This is a genomic window from Thiohalomonas denitrificans (assembly GCF_900102855.1).
Classification (GTDB): domain Bacteria; phylum Pseudomonadota; class Gammaproteobacteria; order Thiohalomonadales; family Thiohalomonadaceae; genus Thiohalomonas; species Thiohalomonas denitrificans.
The window spans coordinates 150,123-170,356 of record NZ_FMWD01000008.1 but is presented as its reverse complement, the minus strand read 5'-3'; the positions used below and the strand labels follow the sequence as shown (position 1 = coordinate 170,356).

Below are 20,234 nucleotides of genomic sequence, written 5' to 3'. Positions count from 1 at the left end.
TGCCGACATGGTGAACGACTCCGAAATCGAGTTCTTGGATCTCAGACCACGGAGCTGGGCGGATGCATTCCCATGGATCCCAGGCAAAGCCGTCAATGAGTCGTGGGAGCAGGGCAAGTGGTGGGACTGGGCGATTGATACCGCAGATGCGGCTGCTCGCAAGACGGCCGTCGGCAACATCGTCTCGCTCGCCATCGACCGGCTAGGGAAGTGGACGATCGGCGACGCCTTCCCTGGTCTCCGGAGCGAAGTTGAGCTAGCCAAACTGGACCTGCCCGTTCGGGCCAAGAATGTGCTATATCGGGAGCAGATCCATACCGGTGCGGACATCGCGCGGCTTCCGGTGGAGGGCCTCTTCGCCTTCCGCAACGCTGGCGTTGGAACCGTGATCGCCATCCTTCGAGAGTTGGTTGAGGTCTCGTCCTCGCAGTACGAGACCTCAGTTCGCGAGGGAGCGTTTTTCAATGAGGATGACGCAGTCGAGGCGCCCAACCCATGGTTCGGTGGGCTATTGCAGGACTTGGAAACCCTGGCCGGCTGGAATCACACCCTCGGACACGGTGACCGCGGAGTACTTTCTGAGCTAGCGTTGGGCGCGCCTGAGGCGGTGGTAGGAGCGCGCAAGCGCCTGCTGGATCTGCATGCCGATGATATTCGGCCAACCAGATCCGCCAACGTCGCCGATCAACTGGACGTCGCGATCTCCAGGCTGGGCGAGCGATACCAAGCAATCCTCGCGAAGCGGCTCTTCGCGTGGAAATCGAAGACACTCGAAGAAATGGGGCAGGAGTTCGGCGTCACTCGGGAGCGCATAAGACAACTCGAAGTCGAGGCCCGTGCCAAGCTCAACGACTTCGTCACCGGTGACAATCCCGTCGGCCAAGTTGCCCGCCTCGTTCGGACACAGATTCGCGGGATCCGCCCGCTCGAAGAGCTGCTCACTGACGTGCCGGCGTTGGCACTGGAAGTTGTGACAGTCGGTCAGCCCGCTTGGAGAATCATCGATGTCCTTGATGACGCCTATGAGATTGCCGACGGCTGGTGCGCTGAGCCCAGCTTCGAAGCAGCACGCTTAGCCACAGGCGTCGTCCTAGACGAACTGGCAGACCCCTACGGCGTCGTGCGACTTGCTGATGTGACACTCACCAACGACGCGGGCTCCCTGCCCTGGCTTAAGGACTGGCTGGTATACCTCGGCTACGAGGTCCGGGACCAGTTCGTTTTGGTGAGAACGGCGTCCCTTAATGATATGGCAGCAGCCATCCTCTCGATCGAAGGCGCGCCTCTCATCTTCGACGAGCTTCATCAGAGGGTCGGCCGGGGCGCTCCCGGCAGTCTACGAAACCAGCTCAGCACAGATCCAACCTTCACCAAGGTCAACCGCGAGCACTTCGCCCTCGCAGAATGGGGCATGGAGGGCTACACCAACATTCGCGGCGAGATCGCCAAGCTGTTAGGGGAAGCCGAAGGCGAGCTACCTATGGCATCGGTAGTCGAGTCCCTCGTTGATCGATTCGGGGTCTCGGCTAACTCCGTCGCCGTCTACGCCGGAAGCAAACCGTTCCAAGTAATGAATGGTATCATCCGCCACGACAAAGGCCAGCTGGCCGGCGCGGGAAAAAACCCCGCGAAGGTGCAGTGCTACTACCGGCGAAATGACGACTGGCTTTACCGGACAACAGTCACGTTCGACCACCTTCGCGGAAGCGGCTGGCCTGCATCGACGGCCTTGTCGACCATCCTTCGGATGGCACCAGGGGAGCACGCTGAACTCCCCTCCCGGCTGGGATACCAAAAGTTCTCCTACAAGAACCACCAACCGACGTTCGGCAGCATCAAACGCTTCCTTGAGGACATGGACCTCGGAATTGGTGACGAGATTTTTCTCGTTTTTAAGGCTGACGGAACCTTCGACGTCGAGCAGCTTCCGGCCACGCCCGCCGGCAAGATGGCGCAAGCGCTACGGCTCGTCGGCGCTGAAATGTCCCTCGACGTAGAGGGGGCGATCGCGGCCTTGGCTTCTGCGATAAAATTCGCGCCCGGTGCGGACATCGTCTCCGTTGCAGAGGGCTACAAAGCTCGAAGAGAGCAGGAGATTCACGACCTAATCTTAGGGATCGAGCCGGACTGATACGGCTCTGACAAAAAGTCTCCCACCGGTAGGAATGGCTCTGGCGCCAGGGTGCGTGACTTGTGGTTCATTGAGCAGATTCGGCGAGAGTTTGAGGAGACCGGCGGGTTTGGGTCGGCATACACGCGGAATCGGCGTGATTCAGGGAAAAGCTGGGGCACCCATAACGCACATCGGCTTCGGCATGGTTGACGCGGGACCGCGCTTCAATACCACGCTGATCGATCCCAACGGGAACCGACGTGAGACCTACAAGGGCGTGCGCGACATGATCACGGTGGTGCGCAAGTTCAAACCGCTGGACGGCCAGGACGCCCATAACGTTACGAACTGGCAGCGGCCTGTTTCCTGATCGTGACCTGCTTCAGCACTTCACCGAGGTATTCGATGTCTCGGATATCGACCAGTTTCGACCGCTCTATTGTTCGAAGACGACAATCCGCAGTACGGGTCGGTCATGCCGGCGGGGGAGCGGGGAGTTCCGGGGACATACTTATCTTCTTCGTTGCTGCGGCTGACTGGGCGAAGCAGGCGAATCCCGGGGCGCCAACTCTGAGTCAGTAGTTGCCGACGCTCAAACCCAGACGAGCGTCAGCAAACCCATATCAAGCGGTCACCGACACGGTCTGTTGTCAACGACCGCTTCTGGCCGGTTTTGCTCCTTCCGAGATTTGGCTGAAACCGACCCTGAGCCGTCATTCCCGCGACAGCGGGAATCCAGAACCCCATGGCCGCACTCGACTCACCGGTCATTCTCCGCGAAGGCGGGAATCCAAGAGGCATTGGCGGCGAACGACCCTTGCGGACCTTCGGGTTATGGCTCGCCAAGATGGCTTACTGAAAAATATCAGACCAGCGGCAACTATCAGATACTCAGCTACTCGGACTCAGTATGAGGGCATAATGACAACCGCGCTAGTTACTGTACAATTCATAAAAAGATCTCAACTTGGCCCCTTCAGCCCCTTGCCGCTCTTCGGAAAGACCCATACCGAACCTGTATTCTTTAGTTTGTCCGGGTCTGCTTCGAGGTAAACGGTATACACCCGGTCGTAGGTTTGAGGCTGGAGCATTTGCTCGGTTACCCCCTTGGTCCTAAGCGCCTCAGTTATCCGATGCTGCCCAGCACTGAGCGCCACCGTTATGATGCTACCGCGGGCGCGCCACCGATCCGCTTTTGTATCCATCGCCTGTCCTCCGATCGTTATTGCTGCCGCCATCACACCCCACACTTCGCCACCAACCTGCGGATTCTCCAACTAGTGAAAAAAACGACTGTAATACGGGTTAAGCAGCTACGGGTTAGCTGCGAAACTTCGGTTGCTCGCCAGCAGTCACTAAGGTGCTCCAGCGGGAACGACGGAGCTTCAGTGGTGTCGACGAATCTTTAAGGTTCTTCGCTCCCAACTCCCTCCTTTATCGTCAAAACATGCGAATCCGCCAACTTTGCGTCTGCAACAGCACTGGCATGCTTCGGCTCCTATTAACTCGCCCCTCCTGCTGGAGGCGCATCCCTCCCGCTTTGGCTCACATTGGAAAAGTGATTTCTCAATCTGTTAACCATTTGTACAAACCGTATACCGCCCCTGCTGCTGCCAAAGGCGCCCCGCACGTAACCACGACTCCGGTTGCCATACCGCCCCCTACAGCGCCGCCAATTGCCGTCAATCCCGAAGTGATTCCAGCTGCCGAAAGGCCACTAATACTACCGGCTGTTGAAACCGTTGCGACAGAACCTGCAATACCAACGGCACCACCGACTCCTGCGGCGGCCGCCTCATCTGCTCCGATATCGTCGCTCGCCAATGCAGCACCGGCAGCCCCAAGTGCCAAAACAGGAACCGCCGCCACACCGATTCCCGCAGCCATGCCGCCACCAACAACACTTCCGAGGGCAGCTAGGCCGGAGGTCATTCCAGACGCCGACATTCCGGCGACTGGCCCCAGTATCGAAATCGAAGCTAGCGAACCGGCGGCTCCCGCGGCCCCCCCACTAGTCGTCGCGACAAATACTTTGGAAGTGTCACTTCCTTCCATTGCGGCGGGAGGCAGTGGTGGATTCGACATTTGTCGGGCTGGTGAGACCATCTTTTTCGGCGGTTTTTTTCGTATGACAACAGTAACGGATTTATGGGGTGCTCTTTTTCTTACCAGGGTAATGCTCACTTCTTTGTGTTCGCTCATTTATTTTTCCCCATGGTGATGGGCCACATTTCACCAAAACGCTGGATACTGTGACTTTGAGGTTTTTACTATCTCGACAGCCACACGCAATCCGGCGCTTGCATTACCTGACCCTAACTTGGTTAGAAACTTGTGGTCAGAATCTGTCATTGACAGGTTTCGCTTTCTTACTGTTTGGCCGCGCTCGTACATCTGGTTAATAGCAAGTTCAACTTGCTCGTTGTTCAGCTCCAATTTTCCTTCCGGGTTGACCGCAAAATACAGCTTTGCTGGTTCATCTATGTGCTGAAACTGCGAATATTCGATGAGGGCTCCCGCGCGGTTGCCATCTAAGATCACAAGCCCTAATAGCCTTTCGTTATGACGCTGGTGTCGGAAATGGCGGTCGACTGGTGCTGCTTCATATAGGGCACGAGCCTCTTCCACAGCGGGGACAAACAGTAGTGAGTGCTTCTCTGACACTATGCACCTCTCCGGAACCTTCCAGGGATATAGAGAATACCAAGAAAAGAAGCCTATAAGCAACCATAGCCACCCATTAGGGGTACGCCGTGTTGCGTTCGGCCACTTGCGCCACCTTTTGGGTGTCAGTTGGTGTTTCAGTGGAAGGTGCTGATTCAATGCTTACGGTTGTGCAGGCATACATATCGATGGGGCTCAGATCCGGAACTCATGCCGGATCGGCTCTTAAGCCGAAGGGCAAGAAGTCGGTCGAGGGTACTGACCGCTTCTGGCCGATATTGCCCCGTCTGCGCGCAAAAGATCGTTTACCGGAAACCCGCTTCAGTTGTCCAAGTGATTACCCAGTCGGTGACATCCTCTGGTGTCTTGGGCGGATAAGCAGCAAGAATACCCGTGATCCGACTCACCGCAGTGATACCTGCCGGCGCCCCAGCAGGTACCAGCGTGGCACGTAGCGGTGTTGAGCTGGCTGCTTCTGGCCAGCTTTGCATGACACTGACGACGACCAGTCCAGCATCGACGAGGTGCTCGGCTAGAAAACGCTTCGGTTTGAGCACCGTCGGTTCCCAATGAACTGTTTTTACGGCATGTAAATTCCCAATCAGGGCAAGCACGGCCCGTTGCTCAGTTAGCAGGCCCTCTACCGCTCGTGCCATCCACGCATCCCGAGAGCCTTTCTCGTTAGTCGGCTCATCGATGGCGTGCACCGTCAGACAGTGCCCCGCTTGCATCAAATTGGCCAGTCTCTCAATCATTATCCGATACGGTGGGTGGTCGATGCCCTGGAACACCTGAATCGACCCCACCGGCAGTTCACCGGCCAAGACGCGTTCCAACGTCGGTTGCTGGTCGGACGTGATCTCCAGGGCCACCGCGAGACAGCCGCCCTGGTGGAGATAGGCTTCGGCGAGGCGGGTGACGAACTGCGGGGATTCGGGCTGGCGATGTTTCTCGCCGAGCACGACGACGGTGGACGGCTGTAGAAGGCGGAGCAACGGCTGGGGAAAGGCGAGGAGGTCGCTATGTGCAGCCGAGTTGGCCGACCACAGCCATAGCGCACAGGCGGCGACCAGAACTTCCATACGGTTCATTCCTTGAAGCCTCCTTTGCATATGCGAGGGAGACAGCTCTATGCCATATCCAGCGCGGGCGTTCTGCTTGCGTTGCGCGGTATACCGATACCACACGTCTACCACCTGCTTCCAATTAGGCACCTGTGCTGGCTCGGTGGTGGTGCGTCATCCCTAATCACAGCCGATCGGCACCACCCATTTGGCAGACGGCTTGTCCATTCGCGACCGAACCTGGTGGAGTTCACATGGCAGAGTGGCGGCCGACGTTGCTGCAGCTGTCCCCCGCTATACCGACCTTCCCTTTTCCGGCCACTTCGATCAGGAACGACACTCTTCGAAGCAGTCCAAGAGCAGAGCCTCGAAAGCATCATGGCCAAGCGGAACAGCCTCTATTCACCTAGGCACCGCTGTCGGCGTTGGGTCAAATGCGAGCAACCGGGTTACGATCTAAGATCGTTTCGATCATCATCGAAGGGAACACCACTATGCGCGGCCGCTTTGACCAACATCGCCGGACGGCCGAGTATGCCGTCCGACTGGGACTGCCCGGGAACCGCCAGTACGGCGACCTCATGGCCCGATACAACGTCGCCCCCTCGGAAACGCCCTTGGTCGCCCGCTGGAGCGAGTACGAAAACGAGCCTGAGTTGGTGACCCTTCACTCGGGACTGGTGCCGCACTGGTCAAAGGACCCGAGCAAAGGACCGTTCCCCATCAACGCCCGGGCGGAAACCGTAGCTGAGAAACCCTTACGTCTTCCGGGCAAGTCGTTGCCTGGTGCCGGCGGACGGCTTCTTCGAGTGGCGGACGGAGAATGGGCGCAAGCAGCCGTACTACTTCCGGCTGACCAATGGCGAGCCGATGTTTTTCGCCGGTCTGGGAGCCGATGGCGGGGCCAGGGACAAATCCTCGAGACCTTCACGATTATCATTACCGAGCCCAATGCGCTCGCCGCCCATATTCACAACCGGATGCCGGCTATCTTGCCGCCCGAGCACCACCAGGAGTGGCTGGACCCACTTGCCGACATTAAAACTCTTCAGGACTACCTTGTTCCGTACAACGCTAGCGAAATGGAGTGCTTTCCCGTTTCCACGTCGGTCAACAAGCCGCAGAACAAAGGAAGTGACGTGATTGCCCAAGTAGGCCCTCTTGTTTAGCTGGCCACTTGTCTCTTTCTGCTTCGGCATTCCGTTTCAGGCGGGCGGGGTGAGGTTATCGAGTCGCCTGTCCATGCCTACCGGCCTCCTTTTCGGTTTTCTCCTGCGAAGACCCTCAGTATGCCAAAAAGCGGCAAATGGCGTCTGTCAGTCTTCCGCTCTTCCCGTTGTAGGACATTCCCTACAGCCCTGACCCAAAGTGTTCCCGCTGTTACCATGGCAACCCCAAGGGGTTCGGCTGTTTTTTTTAGGAGCCAACTTCCTCAGCCTCGCGGGTCTACACGCAGGAGTGTTACTGATCGATGCCGGGCATTGTCTTACTGTTTTACTTCTCCTACTTCCTTTGGCTGTCCTTGGCGAACCCGACCTGACGGGCGGTGTCGTTAAGATCGCCGATGGCGATACCCTTACGCTTCTCACCGCCGAAAACAAGCAAACAAAAAATCCGTCTCGGCGAGATTGATACCCCGGAGAGGGGGCAACAGTGGGGAAAGCGCGCCAAACAGGCTCTATCGACGCTCGCCTTTGGCAAGACCGCCAGAGTCGAGCAACAGGACGTGGACCGCTACGGCCGCATCGTGGGCCGTGTTTACGTCGATGGATTGGACGTAAACGCCGAAATGGTTCGCCAGGGGCATGCATGGGTCTACCGCCGCTATGTGCGAGACCGCTCTCTTTTGGATTTGGAGAAGCGGGCGAAAGAGGCCGAGCGCGGCCTATGGGGCTTGTCAGAGGCGAAACAGGTAAAGCCGTGGGAGTGGCGGCGAGGGAAGCGCCAGACACGTCAAAGCGATAGCGATACGGTTCCAGCCGACGCACAATGCGGAACGAAGCGGTACTGTAGCAGATGGCGAACTGTGTTGAGGCCCGCTTCTATTTAGAGCAATGCGGGCGTGACCGATTGGATGGTGATGAGGATGGAGTTCCGTGTGAAGCGATTTGCAGGAGCCGATCGTTTTTCATGCTAACAAATACTTGACACTAGTGCCAGTGGGGTGGCCAAATACCCCGTATTGACCCATTGCATACTGGTACGTCTTAAATGGCCCACCAACTCCGTTCACCTAAGGCCATCAGTACGGCCTCAACTACGCATTCCGTAGCCATACATGACGAGCTACTCCGGGCTCGGCTAGAAAACGCACATGTAGCTTTCCAACAAGCGCTTTTCCATCAAGACAAGGACTACCTACGCAGCATTCATGCCGCCACAAAGACCGTAAACCCTATCATCAAGTTCACTAACGTATTTCGGCTGTTTCAGAAACATCGCCAACTTTTTCGGAACGGCGAAAAAATTTCGGTTGCGCAAATAAAACCGAAGTTGTATCTAGTTGAAAATGGCAGGGGGAAATGGCACGAGATTTATCAAATAGTGCGTTCGCTCTGGTCCCTTCCTTACTCGCGCGGATACGGTCGCAGACTTAGGTTTGTCGTCTTCGACGAGCATCATGAGGCTGTAATCGGGATCCTCGGGTTACAATCCCCGCCAGCGGATCTTAGCTGTCGAGACGAGCTTTTCTCCTACCCATCTCAACGAAAACTAGAGCTCGTGAACCATACCCTCGATGCGCATACGGTAGGCGCTATTCCGCCCTATTCCCATATTTTGGGCGGCAAGCTCGTAGCCGGACTACTCGCTTCGGACGCCGTGCGAAGGGCATACTGGCGCACGTATATTTCGAAGAAAACAACAATTAACGACCGATTAATATCACAGCCTCTTGTGGCGATCACTACCACAAGCGCATTCGGAAGAAGCTCTATCTACAACCGGCTAAAGTACCAAAATCGACTCCTCGCAGAACCAATTGGTTACACCAAGGGCTATGGAATGGTCCATTTTGATGACCACTATAACGATATAAAAACTTGGCTTGAGTCCAAGGGCCTTTTGGTGCCATCTGGATTTGGGCACGGTCCCAAAGTCCGTTGGCAAAATACAACGATCGCGTTAAGAGCGCTCGGACTACCAACTGAGCTGCTGCGTCATGGCCTTGCCCGAGAGGTATTTCTGTTTCGTCTGACCACCTCCCTTGAGCGCGGAATGAGCGGTGGAGCATTCGGTCGCCCTATCGCTCTAGGGATGGACGATTACTCCAAATTCTGGACCGAACGTTGGGCCGTACCACGGTCGAAACGCATGCCAAACTGGAGCCGCTTCGAATCAGTCGAATGGATTAACTCAACCTTGAGGAATCTGGCCGATAGCGTTACTGGCTGATCTTCCTTTATCCATAAAGATACTTCAAAGTCGAAGCATTTCGGATTTGGGTAACAACTTCGCCCAACTCGAACGTGACCTCCCATTTTGGACCAACCCCCATCGAGTAGGATGAGACGTTATATTGGACCGGTCGTGCTGTTATCACTGCAATTTCTTCTCTTGCGGCTAGTGCAAGGCCAACACCTAAAGCCTGCATTTTGGAGCCCATGTTGACAAGGGTTATATTTGCATCCAGCCGTTGGTCAGCTTGACGAACCACTTGTTGCAAAACGTCCTTGTAGTCTAACGTACTACAATATGCCGAATTACGGCCGTCTAACTGACACTCTTCTTTTACGCCACCCGACGCCCGTTGAACTATTTCCTCTATTAGGCCCCTGAGGTAATCAGCCCGCCAAAGATTCGCTGCAGATGGCGGTTGCCCCAATATCCAAAATACGTTCCGCGCTGGCACAGCGGCAATTTGCTCACCGATCTCATTCAAGCATCGGATCATCCGAGTCATTCGAAACGTTGGTATTGCTATGACATAATCCGGATGACTCTCTTGATGAAAACCTGGAAATAGCTCATTCCATTCAACTTCCTGAACTCCATATTCAAGGTGAACACGTTGATCTCCAAACTCTACTCCCTCTTTTATTAAAGACTCCCCATCGATGTCAAATTTTTCTTTTGTTGGATGGTAGCTTTCTGCCTCGACGTATAAAACCCTTAACTGAACCTTTTCTCGTGCGGCTATGAGCCCCCCCACAACGGATATAATAAAGTTTTCTGAAGCTGCACTAATATCAAACGAGACCTTGACTTTACCCTTGCCACTTCGTTTTTTATCGACTAGCTCCATGATAGTATTTGCTAACGCTCTGGGATCATCAGCGTTTACCCTTTTTACTTCTTTGGAAAAAGAAGAAACATAGTCGAGAATTGTTTCTTCGTTTCGGGCATTATCCGTAAGATTCGTCGTATATTCACCCAAGAGCGAAATAGTTTCCCCGTATTTGTCCTTCCTCGCTTTCGCCTCTTCCATAACCATAGTAGGCGCTCTTTTTTCAAAGCCCAGCGCACAAATAAAAATGTCGGGCACAACGGAGTTTGGCTGATACTCTCTGATACTTGGCAAATCCGCGACGCACTCGCGGACGTCTACTGTCTGAATGTCACCGAATCTTGCGACCATCACGACTCCCCTTCAAACATGTCCGGCGTCCCACCCGATTTGACTCCGAACCCTATCCCTTTCTGCCGCAGGAATTTCGCTGGCTCAATAATAAACGCGGCAAACTCCTCTATCGTCTTTATATCTAGATACGACTTTCGCTCCAGTGCTGTCCCAAAACTAGGAAGATATACACGGCGAAACTGCCAACGAATCGTTCTAAGGTCGGCGGATTCCTTCGCCCTGCTTTCTTTGCGCTCAATAAAAACCGCACGCCGCAATAGTTCTTTAGCAATTCTATCAATATTATCAATTTGATAAAGTTTCCATCCCGCTTCGCGCAAAAGACAGAACAAATCTTCTTCTGGCCGAATCGAAAATTCCAATTGAATTAGTCTTCTAGGATTATTGCTATTCTTTTCGAAAGAACCACTCACTTGAACGTCTTTAACAAAACTGCCATACGATTGAAGAATTCTCGTAAGCATATCTCCATAGGGATGATATGTGTGAACACGTTTCGCGAATGCCTTAGAGACGCCAACGATGGCATCATGCTGTGTCTTTTTCGGCACCAAGTACCTACTTGAACTTGTGACTTCACCACGGATAAATATCTCACGCACAATGTGCAATATTGAAGATACGTCACCGCTCCACAATCGCGATATAATCTCTATACCATGATAGTGCGACTTAGTCCCTGACCGGTTCTGCCTAATATATTTCGCCATCTTAAGATCAGAGTCGAATTCACTATGCCCTATCAATGACTCGACATTTCCGTCCCAGCTAGCTGCAGAGAGCCTCAGGTCAATAAGATTTTTAATGAAGCCGGTATTACGATTTTGTGTTTTCCAGCTGACCGCGTAGTCACCGGCGTCAATAAGAGCGAACTCACGATCGGAGTCCACCTTGACCCCATCGATAGCATTTGGGTCAAACCCAAACTTTTCACACGAAATCTTAAAATAGTGCGACTTTCTTCTTTCCCAAATTACTTTATTGAGTATTCTTTGGATCGGCGAACCGATTCGCTGTTTGGTATAGTCATCGAGCAAAAACACGATCGGCCGCTCGATCAGTGGCAAACAATTTTCTTGTAGTTTCGTGGTAATCTCACCAATAAACGTTTCAGGTAAAACAGTGGGTGACGGGCGATCACGAAGCATCGCAAGCCCGACATCAACTCGGAGCTTGTCTATACGTTCGGCATAGTGCCAAGCACGACTTGTACCAGAAAGGCGGGGAGTTTCTGTTGAGGATGGGAGGAAGTAGTTACAATAGGTTACACATGCATCGATTGCTGAAGTGGTTATCCCATAAAGGCGTCGTGCGAAAGAGTTATCGTGAATAGCCGCCAGGGTTCGGAGAAGCTCGCGCAGGACGATCAGTGAAAAGAAAGTGACAACGTCATTAGCCTTTCGCTCAGCAACAGCGGGATCCCTTGAAAGCCAGAGTAGGTTATTTTGAAGGTCGCTTGAGCAACCTACATACACTCCCAAAAAGGGAATGGAGGGTAGCTTTTCGGCACAGGTATCGGAAAATAAATGCGTTTTAGCCGCCAAATAGCGGAAAAACATTGATTTTCCACATCCTCGCGGGCCGGTGAGGACCGTCGGACTCTTGCTGGCTACGGTCGAGTACCAAGGAAATTTTTTATTAAACAATGATAACAGCAACTTATCATTAGCAAGGTGCTCTGCTGAAATCGCGTCAAATGGCTGAAAGCTTTGTTGAATCAACCCAAACTCATTTGAAATTGAATCGCAGACTTGTCTCAGCTCGTAATATTTCTCATCACCACCATTCGGAAAATAACGGGCCTCATCATCTTCCGTTAATCTTTCTAAAAATTGCTTAAATTTCAGCGCAAAACCTGGAGTTTCTTTTACCGCACGCCTATTCCGCAATGCGGTATTGTACAAAAGGACAAGAAGGTCAACAAACGCTATGAAATCAGCATTATCAGGTTCCGTACAGCGTGCAGTGTGTCCGGTGTCGATGATTGTTAAGTCGACTTGCGGGCCTTGCCCATGCAATGGTAGGAGGTCCTCAATTTCATTGCGGAGCATGATGTTATCTGCGTGGAGGTCGCCATGTTTCAGGTTGCGCTTTCGAAGATATTGCACTCCACGATGCAACTGAGTTGCAACAGCGCATACCCAATCTGGAGTTATCTCATCAGGATGATCGCGCAAATACATCGATAGCGTTTTGCCATCAATCCAATCAGTAACAAAGCATGTATATGTCGAAGCAGTGCCCGTCTCAGCGGATATCAAATCTATAGAGTCGATGAAGCGGGGAAGCACGAATAGGCCTTTAGTATCCCCAAGCTCACGGTTAATCCGAACGTCATAGGACTCCGACTGGTTTTCGGGTTGACCACGAGCTAAACAAACTTTTAATGCATAGGATAACAAAGACTCGGTGTCTTCAACTTTCAGGACATAGCCTTGGTATCCACTCCTATCTTCCCGTAGGTTCACGATCCCTTTTTCTAGGCCGTCGATAATCCTGAATTGTTTTCCTTCAACTGTTAGCTGTTCCGGGAATAAAACATTGGTTATCCACTTACTGGCTTTCACTACCGGCGACTCCCGCTAAACTAACTTTTGTATTTACGCCACTGCTCGTTTAAATCGTCCCGCCGCCAACGCCACACCAGACTTGGGTTCATAGGTGCGGCCGCGTGACAAAGGTGATATTCGTGCATTAGCGCAATCGCCTCATAAAGATCATAGTTTCCTGATGCGAGCTTTGCGGCAATCTCGTTCTCGACGCTAGCTGCACAACGGGTATAACGAAAGTATCCCCGGGTGTAGTGGATTAGGTTTACCGAAACAACAAAGGTCAGTGAAGCAGTTACAATTTTCGAAAAGCTGCTCACAGTATTATAATTGGTTGGGCTGGCTGTCGTAACGAGTAGCCCTATAATGGCGGCAAGTGCCAAAAAAACTAAAACAGTAACATATAAAATCCATGTTGATTTTGCTATATGTTTCGCAAACCAAGCAGATTGTTGGGTGTTATCGAGTGCCCGCTTCGGTCCATTACTTTCCGGGCTCGCAAAATATTCATCGTACGCGATGTTTACCGGTGGGAGATGTGTCAAAAGGCGTTTGTATTCTATCGATAAGTCGGCTAACTTTCGTTGGTCAAGCCTCCAGCCTAATGAATTGTGTGCATCTAATTGCCTTTGGAGATATTCCCAGTCATTACGCACTGTGTTGTGGCGCCAAGAAGCTAGTTCGGCAACGACGTACAATAGAAGGATGATAATGCTGGGTTGAGTAGCAGTGGGATAAAAGATGAGCGCCGACACGCCGACAAGAAGCGTCAGTGTTTTGGCCACAAGAGCACCATAAAACCATTTTTCAGCACTTCCGCGCAGCCCGCGCTCCAGCTTTCGCGCCTCAGCTTCCCTTGATGACATTGCAGATTATCCCTACGTTCCCAGCGGTTTTTATCCTTTCCATTTGACGACATGCCTTTGCTTCCGGGATATCAAATCGTCGTTATCCCAACTCGGCAGGCTATCAGACTGGAAGATATAAGCAAAGGTGAAAGCCATTGTGGATGAACTGTTGTTGTTAGCCGCGCTTTCCGGTGGTCTACCACCGAGTTTCGGGCCACACGGCAGTTCAGCTTAGTCCACCATTTGTTCACTTTTCAGTCGGTCGTTCTAGTCGCTGCCAGAGGACGCGGTAGGCATGATTCCCTTCGGACCCGCAGCGGTGCATTAGCTGGGTAGTAGCTGGACTTAGATACCCGTGGGCGGACAGCATTTGTCGCATGGCCGTCCCGGTCGACATCGGTCCAGTCGATCGTCACTACGATGGTTTGGCGGGCCGCGTCGATAAAGGGCACCCACAGAGGAAGTAGTCCCAAGCGCCGAGCTTGGCATTACGCACAAAACGGCCGACCTCCTTCAGCTCGTAATTCCACCGCAACTAAGACATGTGGGCGAGGCCTTGCAAGATGCCAGCATGCTCTCGCAAGCGCTCCAAGCACGGCGCCGGCCGCCAACTAAATCCGGGTGGGCAAGCATGTCGCCGCGAAATACTTCTTCAGAAACAACAGCGCGTCGTCTGGATCGAGCGGAGTGTCGGCATGCTCGGTTATGCAAGAAACGAGACATCTTTTTGTTTTGGCCTTGAGCTGAACATTTCTGGTTAGCTCGCCTTCTCTAAAAAAAATCGGATGAACGAAAGTGAAGCGCACTGATAGGCAGTCTCTTTCATTGGCGACTCTCGCTTAAGATATCTCAAAGCATCCAATTCTTGGTTGATACCCTTCCGGTCGAGGTCTTCAAGAAGCTTGATTGCTGCACGTAAACTCGCGCTTACGGTTTGGGGGGTCAACTGAAGTTCACGTCTCCCCCTAGCCAAACACCGCGCATTTCTCTTCTCGAGAGAGTCGATAAATTCACGAACGAGTTTCTTGTGCCAATCGCTATCAATCCGCTTCCACAGGTCCTGCAGAATCAAGCGACTCTGTGAATTCCTTAACTCTTCAGACTTCCTCGGCGGCAAAAGCTTCCTGTCCTCAAGAAAACGGTAAGGGGCCCGGTGGCGCGTCAGCCATTTTGGACTCACTGCCCCCATCAATGCATCTGCGGTAATCTGGCGAGTCTCTGGGAATCGTATGTCCAATTCTGAAAAGAAATTGAGATCACGAGGCAGTCGAAGCGCTGTAGCGTGAAGACTAAATGCCGCCGACTGCTCATCAACAAAGTCGAAAAAAGCCTCCCGTATTCGAGGATTCCGTAGCCCGTTTCCTTTTACCCTGTATTGTGCGATTCGGGACCTCCAATAGCACTCTGTGCACCGGCTTGCACTGTGCGGCTTGCCTTCCCGCCCGCACTCAGGACACAGAAATGGCTTTCCTTCCCGCTCAAAACAGCGCTTACACACTTTCCGCCCTTCAGGGTTTTCTCCCGCAGGACGTCGATATTTACCGCACCCGGCACATGTTACGTTCTCGCTCCTACGGCAACTGTCGCAAACCGGTTCAGTAAACCCTAACCGACGGCACCGGGCTAATTGCCGACTTAACCGCCCACAATTCGAACAGGCTTTTGCCGGCTTGAAGTGTTTAGCACAAGATGGACAAGCCACCCCTTCTTTCAGCGTAAGGCGCGCTCGTGGTACAGGCTTTCCACAGCGCAGGCACTGCCTGCCATGCGTTCGACAGGTCCTGCATAGATGTTTCTCCTTGTCCGCTCCGCGAAAAACGCGAGTCGTTTTCCCGCAGCCCTTACAGGCGATACGGTCGAACAGACGCTTGTAGCAAGCGGCACAGAAACCTCTATCGTCGAACACGGCCGTCGCTTTTCTCATGGGCCGCGAGCATTCGCTGCACTTTTTTCGCCCACCGGTAGGATTGACTCGCTCACAGGTCGTCAGCTTCGCTTCGTCAGCAGATGGCGCTGGTGGCTCCTTCTGCGGCACATCAGCTGCTGGCGGTGATTGGATGTCCGTTCGGACAAACTTCGGAGCCGGGGGCGCGCACTCAAGATCAGCGGCAAACGGGATACGGTTACGGCGAAAGCAAACCTGCCGAACCTTGTGCCCACATTCGGTGCGCACGAATCGCTGCAATTCACGGTGTTTGGCGAAAAACTCGAGGTAACTCTGAACAGCGCCGAAGTAAGTACTTTGGCTCGACGGGGTGAGGTGACAGCCGAACGCAAGGTATTCAGCCCATTGATCGAAGAGCTCCTCGGTCCACCGCCACGGAGGCTCTCTCGTAAAGTCCACAATGAGCATTATCGCGCCAAGATCTCGATTCAGCGATTTCGCCGTATGTTTCTTCTTGTAACGGCGATGGCGAACCCAAGTGGCGAAACTGATTTCGAAAAGCCGAGCTTCTGCTTCCTGCAGCGCAGGTGTATACGGGATACGGGCGCCTTTGGGCAAAATAGCCGTCAACCGAGGGCGCTTAGCTGTGCCAGTCCGTTGTCGTGCTATGCGCCGTTCAGCGTTGCAATTGCTACGCCCTAGCCCTTTGTTGATCGCTCTAAGGTCGCGGTCGCGCTCGGAATAGCCTTTCTGGCTAAGCACTTGTACTACAACCTTTTCATACCAAGAGGGTAGGTCCTCACCGGATATCGCAAGAAGTGGGGAACTCCAGGTACCTGAATCCTTGCAAATATCGATAAACCGACGGGGCCAATCATGGAGAAGCCAGACGGCCATCGAAATCAGGTTGGTGCGTTCCGTCAGGCCGAAACGTTCATATTCGCGGCGGGTGTAGATCAGCCTTTGGTCGTACTGGAGACCACTCGCGAGGCTGACTGTGCTTGCCAACCGCTTTCCTTTACCGGAGGCCAGAAGGTAAACCAGTTGCCTGAGAACAGGCATCAATAGCCTGGAGGGGACTGTAGTCCCGTCTTGCAGGATAGCCTGCCGGTTGTTGATCGCTTGAGAAATGAATGATTGGAACGGGACCGCCCGTTCCAGGCGCTCGGGATCGGCAGGCGATTTTCCAGGCTGAGACAAATCGGCCGCACAGAAAGAGCACTGGAAAAGCTCTAAACGCTTGGCGGAGGTTCGATGAAAGTTTACGGGTTTCCCGCACTCAGGGCAGCAGTCGTGCAGCCAGTCCCCGTGTTTGAGGCAAACGGTTGCAAACGCCAATCGCCAAGCTCGACGGAAATAGCCGGTTTCTGCCAAGCACTTCGAGCAGAACTGCTGGCCGGGACGGCGCCTGATACGGTGGTATACACCAAGTGGCAAAATCCACGGTGTTGCCCCGTTTGGGTTGTATCGTTCGTACAGTACCCCTTCATACGCCCTGAGCGTTGTACCGAAAACATCGGCAAATGGCGTTCCCGTCCTCTGTGCCAAGCCAGTCAATAGCTCTGTATCGGCACTCCCGTCGATATCCCGAGTCCAAATCGGTTTTTCAGGCCACTCCAGACGGCAGAAAGTGTGCAATGGCACTCGGTTGGCATTGGCCAACCTAACCAGCCAAGACGACAGAAGTTCGTCGGATCTTGGCTTCGGATGCGCCGGCCAGAGCCTCGTTCTGTTTTCAAACAAATGCCTCGGTCCTCAACCTTCGCTGGGAAGGTGAGATCCAACCGATTTGGTTCAGTACATCCATATCGATTTGCTCCTTCCCTGAGCGGATTGCGTGAATAGCGGCCATCTCCAATACAGCCCCAAGCTCCCCGATTACGCCCTCACTCATCGACAAGAGCTTTCCTGCAATCGGTTCCTTTGCGAGATTCGATTTTTTTCGCAAAGGCAGGAATCTTTCGAAGCTGCTTAGAAGACGTAAGAATTCCGTTCCTCGTTTCCAGCGATAGAGAGGAATCGGCTGGAAGCGGTTGGCGAGCTGGGAATCGGACTGGATGGCCCGTAGCCCTTCCGGTACGCCAAAAGCAACGATGGGGATACGAAGCTCGTTGCCCAAATGCTTCAGCGCGTTAAGGAAACGCCGCTGGGCTGCCGGGGCGCCGGCCAGAAGGTGTTGAATCTCATCGATGATCAGTATCTTGGCCCCAATCACCGGTAGTAAGTCGTAGACCTGGTCCTGCTTCTTTCCCGCATTATCTGAAGAGCTATGCGGGGCGTTTATCGCACGCAAAATGGCGCTGTACAGCCGATTCTCATCCGGAAGCGGCGGTGCCTGAATCGCGACAACCGGCATTTGGACGCTTTCTCCGCAGGCATTCTCGTCCACGGGATACTTCCTTAGAAACCGCTCAATCAACATCGTTTTGCCGTTATTGGTGTCACCAACCACCAGCAGGTTCGGCATCCGATGGACCCGTGGATAGCTCAGCAACTCCTCCATTCGCAGGAGCGCACGCCTGGCTTGCGGGTAGTTTATCCAGCGCGGACGCTGAATCTTCTCGATCCGCTCTTCGGTGGGAACCCAAAGCCAATCACGGAACCTCTCATCAACATGCTGCGCTTCAGTCATAGTCAAACCCATCCACTTCGAAGGGCTCGATGTCGGCATCGTCCAAAATATCCGGTTCCTCCGTAGCGGGAGTCTCGAGGATTTTGGCACTCGGAACTTCAAACCGACTCACGGGCGCTTTGGGCTTCGGCTGCCGCTTGGCCGAACGCTGGCGCTGGTTCGCTCGACGCACTTTCTTCGTTTCGCGGGTAGCGTTTTGTTCGATTTCCTTCATCCGATTGTATGCCTCGAAGATGGCATTCTCGTCGATGTGCTTGCGCCCCTCTTCCTTCAAACGCCGGCGGACTTCCCTGAGCTCCCATAGGGTTATTGCCGGGCGCGAGTTATCCCTGTAGGGGATAAGGAAATGCTGGTTCAGTTCGGGATCGTAGAAATAGACCTGGCTGATGTCCCTCGGATCACGCCGAATAACAAATTTTCGCTTTTGGTTGTCGTTTTCCGGGTCGGTAGCATGGACCCAAGGTCGCAAAACATCGCTGAAGTAATGGATATCGTCGATGAGAAGGCCGTAAGGCTGAACCGTCCGAATTTCGTACGGCATGAGGTCAATTCGTAGCCGGTCTTCATCGATGATCCGGTCGGGCAGACCACAGCCGGGGGTATCGCCGGTGCCGAATATCCCTTGCTCGAATTTTCCGACCGGACTCGTCAGCAGCTGACTATGCTCGCGCTGGTGATAGGCCTCGACAATTAAGATCCCTAACCAGGCTTCAAATTCATTCAGCGTGAAAACCGCTTTCTGCTCGGCCGGATAATCTCCACGGCTCTTGGTATTGGAAGACGTCGTACCGGGAAGCCCGTGAATTCTGTTGTTCAATGTACCGAGCAAACGCTCGATGTGAGCGCCATACTGCGGTTTTTTCACCGGGCGCCACTCCAGGTCGATTCCGTACTCGCTACAGGCTTTGCTCAGCATCGTGCCTCGGAACTCACGGGCGTTATCGGCATGCACTTTGCGCATCAAGCCCCATATGGGCCAAGGCGTATTGATGTCGTGGTCGCTAAGCCACTCATCTTTGGGGAGTATGGAATGCGCGAGGCACAAGCCGACCGACATCGCACTTGGCGGTTCGAAGGCGATGTAAAAGCCAGTCACCATGCGACTGAATACGTCGATTGCGATGGTTATCCACGGGCGGCCGATCGGAAGTCGATGGATATCGTCCACCAATATGACGTCAAGCTTGGTGTGGTCGATTTGAATAACCGAAAGCGGCCAGTGCGCATCGGGGTACCGTCCCTTGAGAGGCTCGAAAATCCGCGCTGCTTTAGGTCCTTTCCGGCGTTTGACCTTTTCCTTCTCCGAAATCAGTTTGATGCGGTTGCGCACGGTATTCGGGTGAGGCGCCTTCAAACCGGCGTTTCGACACCTACGCTCGACCTCTTCGGCGGTGTGTTCGATATTGGGCTTTTCGGCACGCAGGTAATCTTCTTCGATCGTCGCGACGAGGACTGTCTCGACATCGGGGCTCAGCCGACTGCGCCCTCTGCCGCCGCTACGCGGAACCCGGACAAGTGCCGAAACCTTGCCGGTCGACTCAAAACGCTGAATCCACCGGTAGAGGGTCACCGTATGAACGCCGGCTTCGCCGGCCGCTTCATCCACCATGGCTTCGGTGCGATTTTCGGCGTCGAGCAGGGGTTTTATGGTTTCGTAGCGCTCTTTGGCGATTTCCCACTCCTTTTCGGAGAGGGCGGCCAGATCGGCTGCCTCGGGCAGGGTCTGCGGCTGATCGGTAGCACGCGGCGTCAATTCCGCAACCGGAACCGTGCGCTTTTCGCCGGTCTGGATCTCCAGGGCCAAAACGGAAGACAAGTCAACGGGACGAAGAATACGGTGATTCTTCCCCCGGTAGCTGACCTCGCTACCGGGTTTTAGGTCAAGAGACGCCATTCCTTG

The 20,234-nt window shown here is 53.7% G+C and carries 16 protein-coding genes; 7 read left to right on the top strand and 9 right to left on the bottom strand.

Going from position 1 to position 20,234, the window contains the following annotated elements; genetic code table 11:
- Positions 1 to 7 precede the first annotated feature (7 nt).
- Positions 8 to 2,131, top strand: coding sequence for a sigma factor-like helix-turn-helix DNA-binding protein (locus BLP65_RS13365; RefSeq protein ID WP_092998200.1), 2,124 nt, complete (start codon positions 8 to 10; stop codon positions 2,129 to 2,131).
- Positions 2,132 to 2,315: 184 nt separating this feature from the next.
- Positions 2,316 to 2,483 (top strand): hypothetical protein, encoded by a 168-nt coding sequence (locus tag BLP65_RS17000; RefSeq protein WP_175452581.1) that lies wholly within the window; start codon positions 2,316 to 2,318, stop codon positions 2,481 to 2,483.
- A gap of 1,196 nt (positions 2,484 to 3,679) precedes the next feature.
- Here the strand turns inward: BLP65_RS17000 and BLP65_RS17225 are convergent.
- The 3 genes from BLP65_RS17225 to BLP65_RS13335 form a co-directional block, all read right to left on the bottom strand.
- Positions 3,680 to 4,315 (bottom strand): hypothetical protein, encoded by a 636-nt coding sequence (locus BLP65_RS17225; protein WP_245688332.1) that lies wholly within the window; start codon positions 4,313 to 4,315, stop codon positions 3,680 to 3,682.
- 30 nt (positions 4,316 to 4,345) lie between these two features.
- Positions 4,346 to 4,777, bottom strand: coding sequence for a hypothetical protein (locus BLP65_RS13340; RefSeq protein ID WP_092998194.1), 432 nt, complete (start codon positions 4,775 to 4,777; stop codon positions 4,346 to 4,348).
- A 305-nt stretch (positions 4,778 to 5,082) separates the two neighbouring features.
- Positions 5,083 to 5,868 (bottom strand): TraB/GumN family protein, encoded by a 786-nt coding sequence (locus tag BLP65_RS13335; RefSeq protein WP_139181511.1) that lies wholly within the window; start codon positions 5,866 to 5,868, stop codon positions 5,083 to 5,085.
- A 467-nt stretch (positions 5,869 to 6,335) separates the two neighbouring features.
- Here BLP65_RS13335 and BLP65_RS17465 point away from each other — a divergent pair, with 467 nt between their 5' ends.
- The 4 genes from BLP65_RS17465 to BLP65_RS13315 all read left to right on the top strand — a co-directional run bounded on the left by BLP65_RS17465 (position 6,336) and on the right by BLP65_RS13315 (position 9,234).
- Positions 6,336 to 7,010, top strand: a complete 675-nt coding sequence (locus tag BLP65_RS17465; RefSeq protein WP_175452580.1) for an SOS response-associated peptidase — start codon at positions 6,336 to 6,338, stop codon at positions 7,008 to 7,010.
- Positions 7,011 to 7,405: 395 nt separating this feature from the next.
- Positions 7,406 to 7,891 carry a thermonuclease family protein gene (locus BLP65_RS13325; protein ID WP_245688330.1) on the top strand — a complete coding sequence of 162 codons (486 nt, stop codon included), beginning with the start codon at positions 7,406 to 7,408 and terminating at the stop codon, positions 7,889 to 7,891.
- Positions 7,858 to 7,989 (top strand): excalibur calcium-binding domain-containing protein, encoded by a 132-nt coding sequence (locus BLP65_RS17345; RefSeq protein WP_092998188.1) that lies wholly within the window; start codon positions 7,858 to 7,860, stop codon positions 7,987 to 7,989. Before BLP65_RS13325 ends, BLP65_RS17345 begins: the two co-directional genes overlap by 34 nt.
- Before the next feature lie 63 nt (positions 7,990 to 8,052).
- Positions 8,053 to 9,234, top strand: a complete 1,182-nt coding sequence (locus BLP65_RS13315) for a Druantia anti-phage system protein DruA (RefSeq protein ID WP_092998186.1) — start codon at positions 8,053 to 8,055, stop codon at positions 9,232 to 9,234.
- Between the two features lie 7 nt (positions 9,235 to 9,241).
- On the opposite strand, the gene BLP65_RS13310 is transcribed toward BLP65_RS13315, so the two are convergent.
- The 6 genes from BLP65_RS13310 to BLP65_RS13290 form a co-directional block, all read right to left on the bottom strand.
- On the bottom strand, positions 9,242 to 10,417 hold the full coding sequence (locus tag BLP65_RS13310) for a hypothetical protein (protein ID WP_092998184.1): 1,176 nt from the start codon (positions 10,415 to 10,417) through the stop codon (positions 9,242 to 9,244).
- On the bottom strand, positions 10,417 to 12,987 hold the full coding sequence (locus BLP65_RS13305) for an ORC-CDC6 family AAA ATPase (protein ID WP_092998182.1): 2,571 nt from the start codon (positions 12,985 to 12,987) through the stop codon (positions 10,417 to 10,419). The genes BLP65_RS13310 and BLP65_RS13305 overlap by 1 nt, the downstream gene beginning before the upstream one ends.
- A 20-nt stretch (positions 12,988 to 13,007) precedes the next feature.
- Complete coding sequence (locus tag BLP65_RS16765) at positions 13,008 to 13,835, bottom strand: hypothetical protein (protein WP_139181510.1); 828 nt, start codon at positions 13,833 to 13,835, stop codon at positions 13,008 to 13,010.
- A 739-nt stretch (positions 13,836 to 14,574) separates the two neighbouring features.
- Positions 14,575 to 17,445, bottom strand: coding sequence for a TniQ family protein (locus tag BLP65_RS17435; RefSeq protein ID WP_092998180.1), 2,871 nt, complete (start codon positions 17,443 to 17,445; stop codon positions 14,575 to 14,577).
- Entirely contained in the window at positions 17,438 to 18,334 is an 897-nt protein-coding gene (locus tag BLP65_RS13295) for a TniB family NTP-binding protein (protein ID WP_092998178.1), read from the bottom strand. The genes BLP65_RS17435 and BLP65_RS13295 overlap by 8 nt, the downstream gene beginning before the upstream one ends.
- On the bottom strand, positions 18,327 to 19,943 hold the full coding sequence (locus BLP65_RS13290) for a Mu transposase C-terminal domain-containing protein (RefSeq protein ID WP_175452579.1): 1,617 nt from the start codon (positions 19,941 to 19,943) through the stop codon (positions 18,327 to 18,329). Before BLP65_RS13290 ends, BLP65_RS13295 begins: the two co-directional genes overlap by 8 nt.
- On the opposite strand from BLP65_RS13290, the gene BLP65_RS16995 reads away from it, so the two are divergent.
- Positions 19,908 to 20,213, top strand: a complete 306-nt coding sequence (locus tag BLP65_RS16995) for a hypothetical protein (RefSeq protein ID WP_175452578.1) — start codon at positions 19,908 to 19,910, stop codon at positions 20,211 to 20,213. The genes BLP65_RS13290 and BLP65_RS16995 overlap by 36 nt on opposite strands.
- Positions 20,214 to 20,234 lie beyond the last annotated feature (21 nt).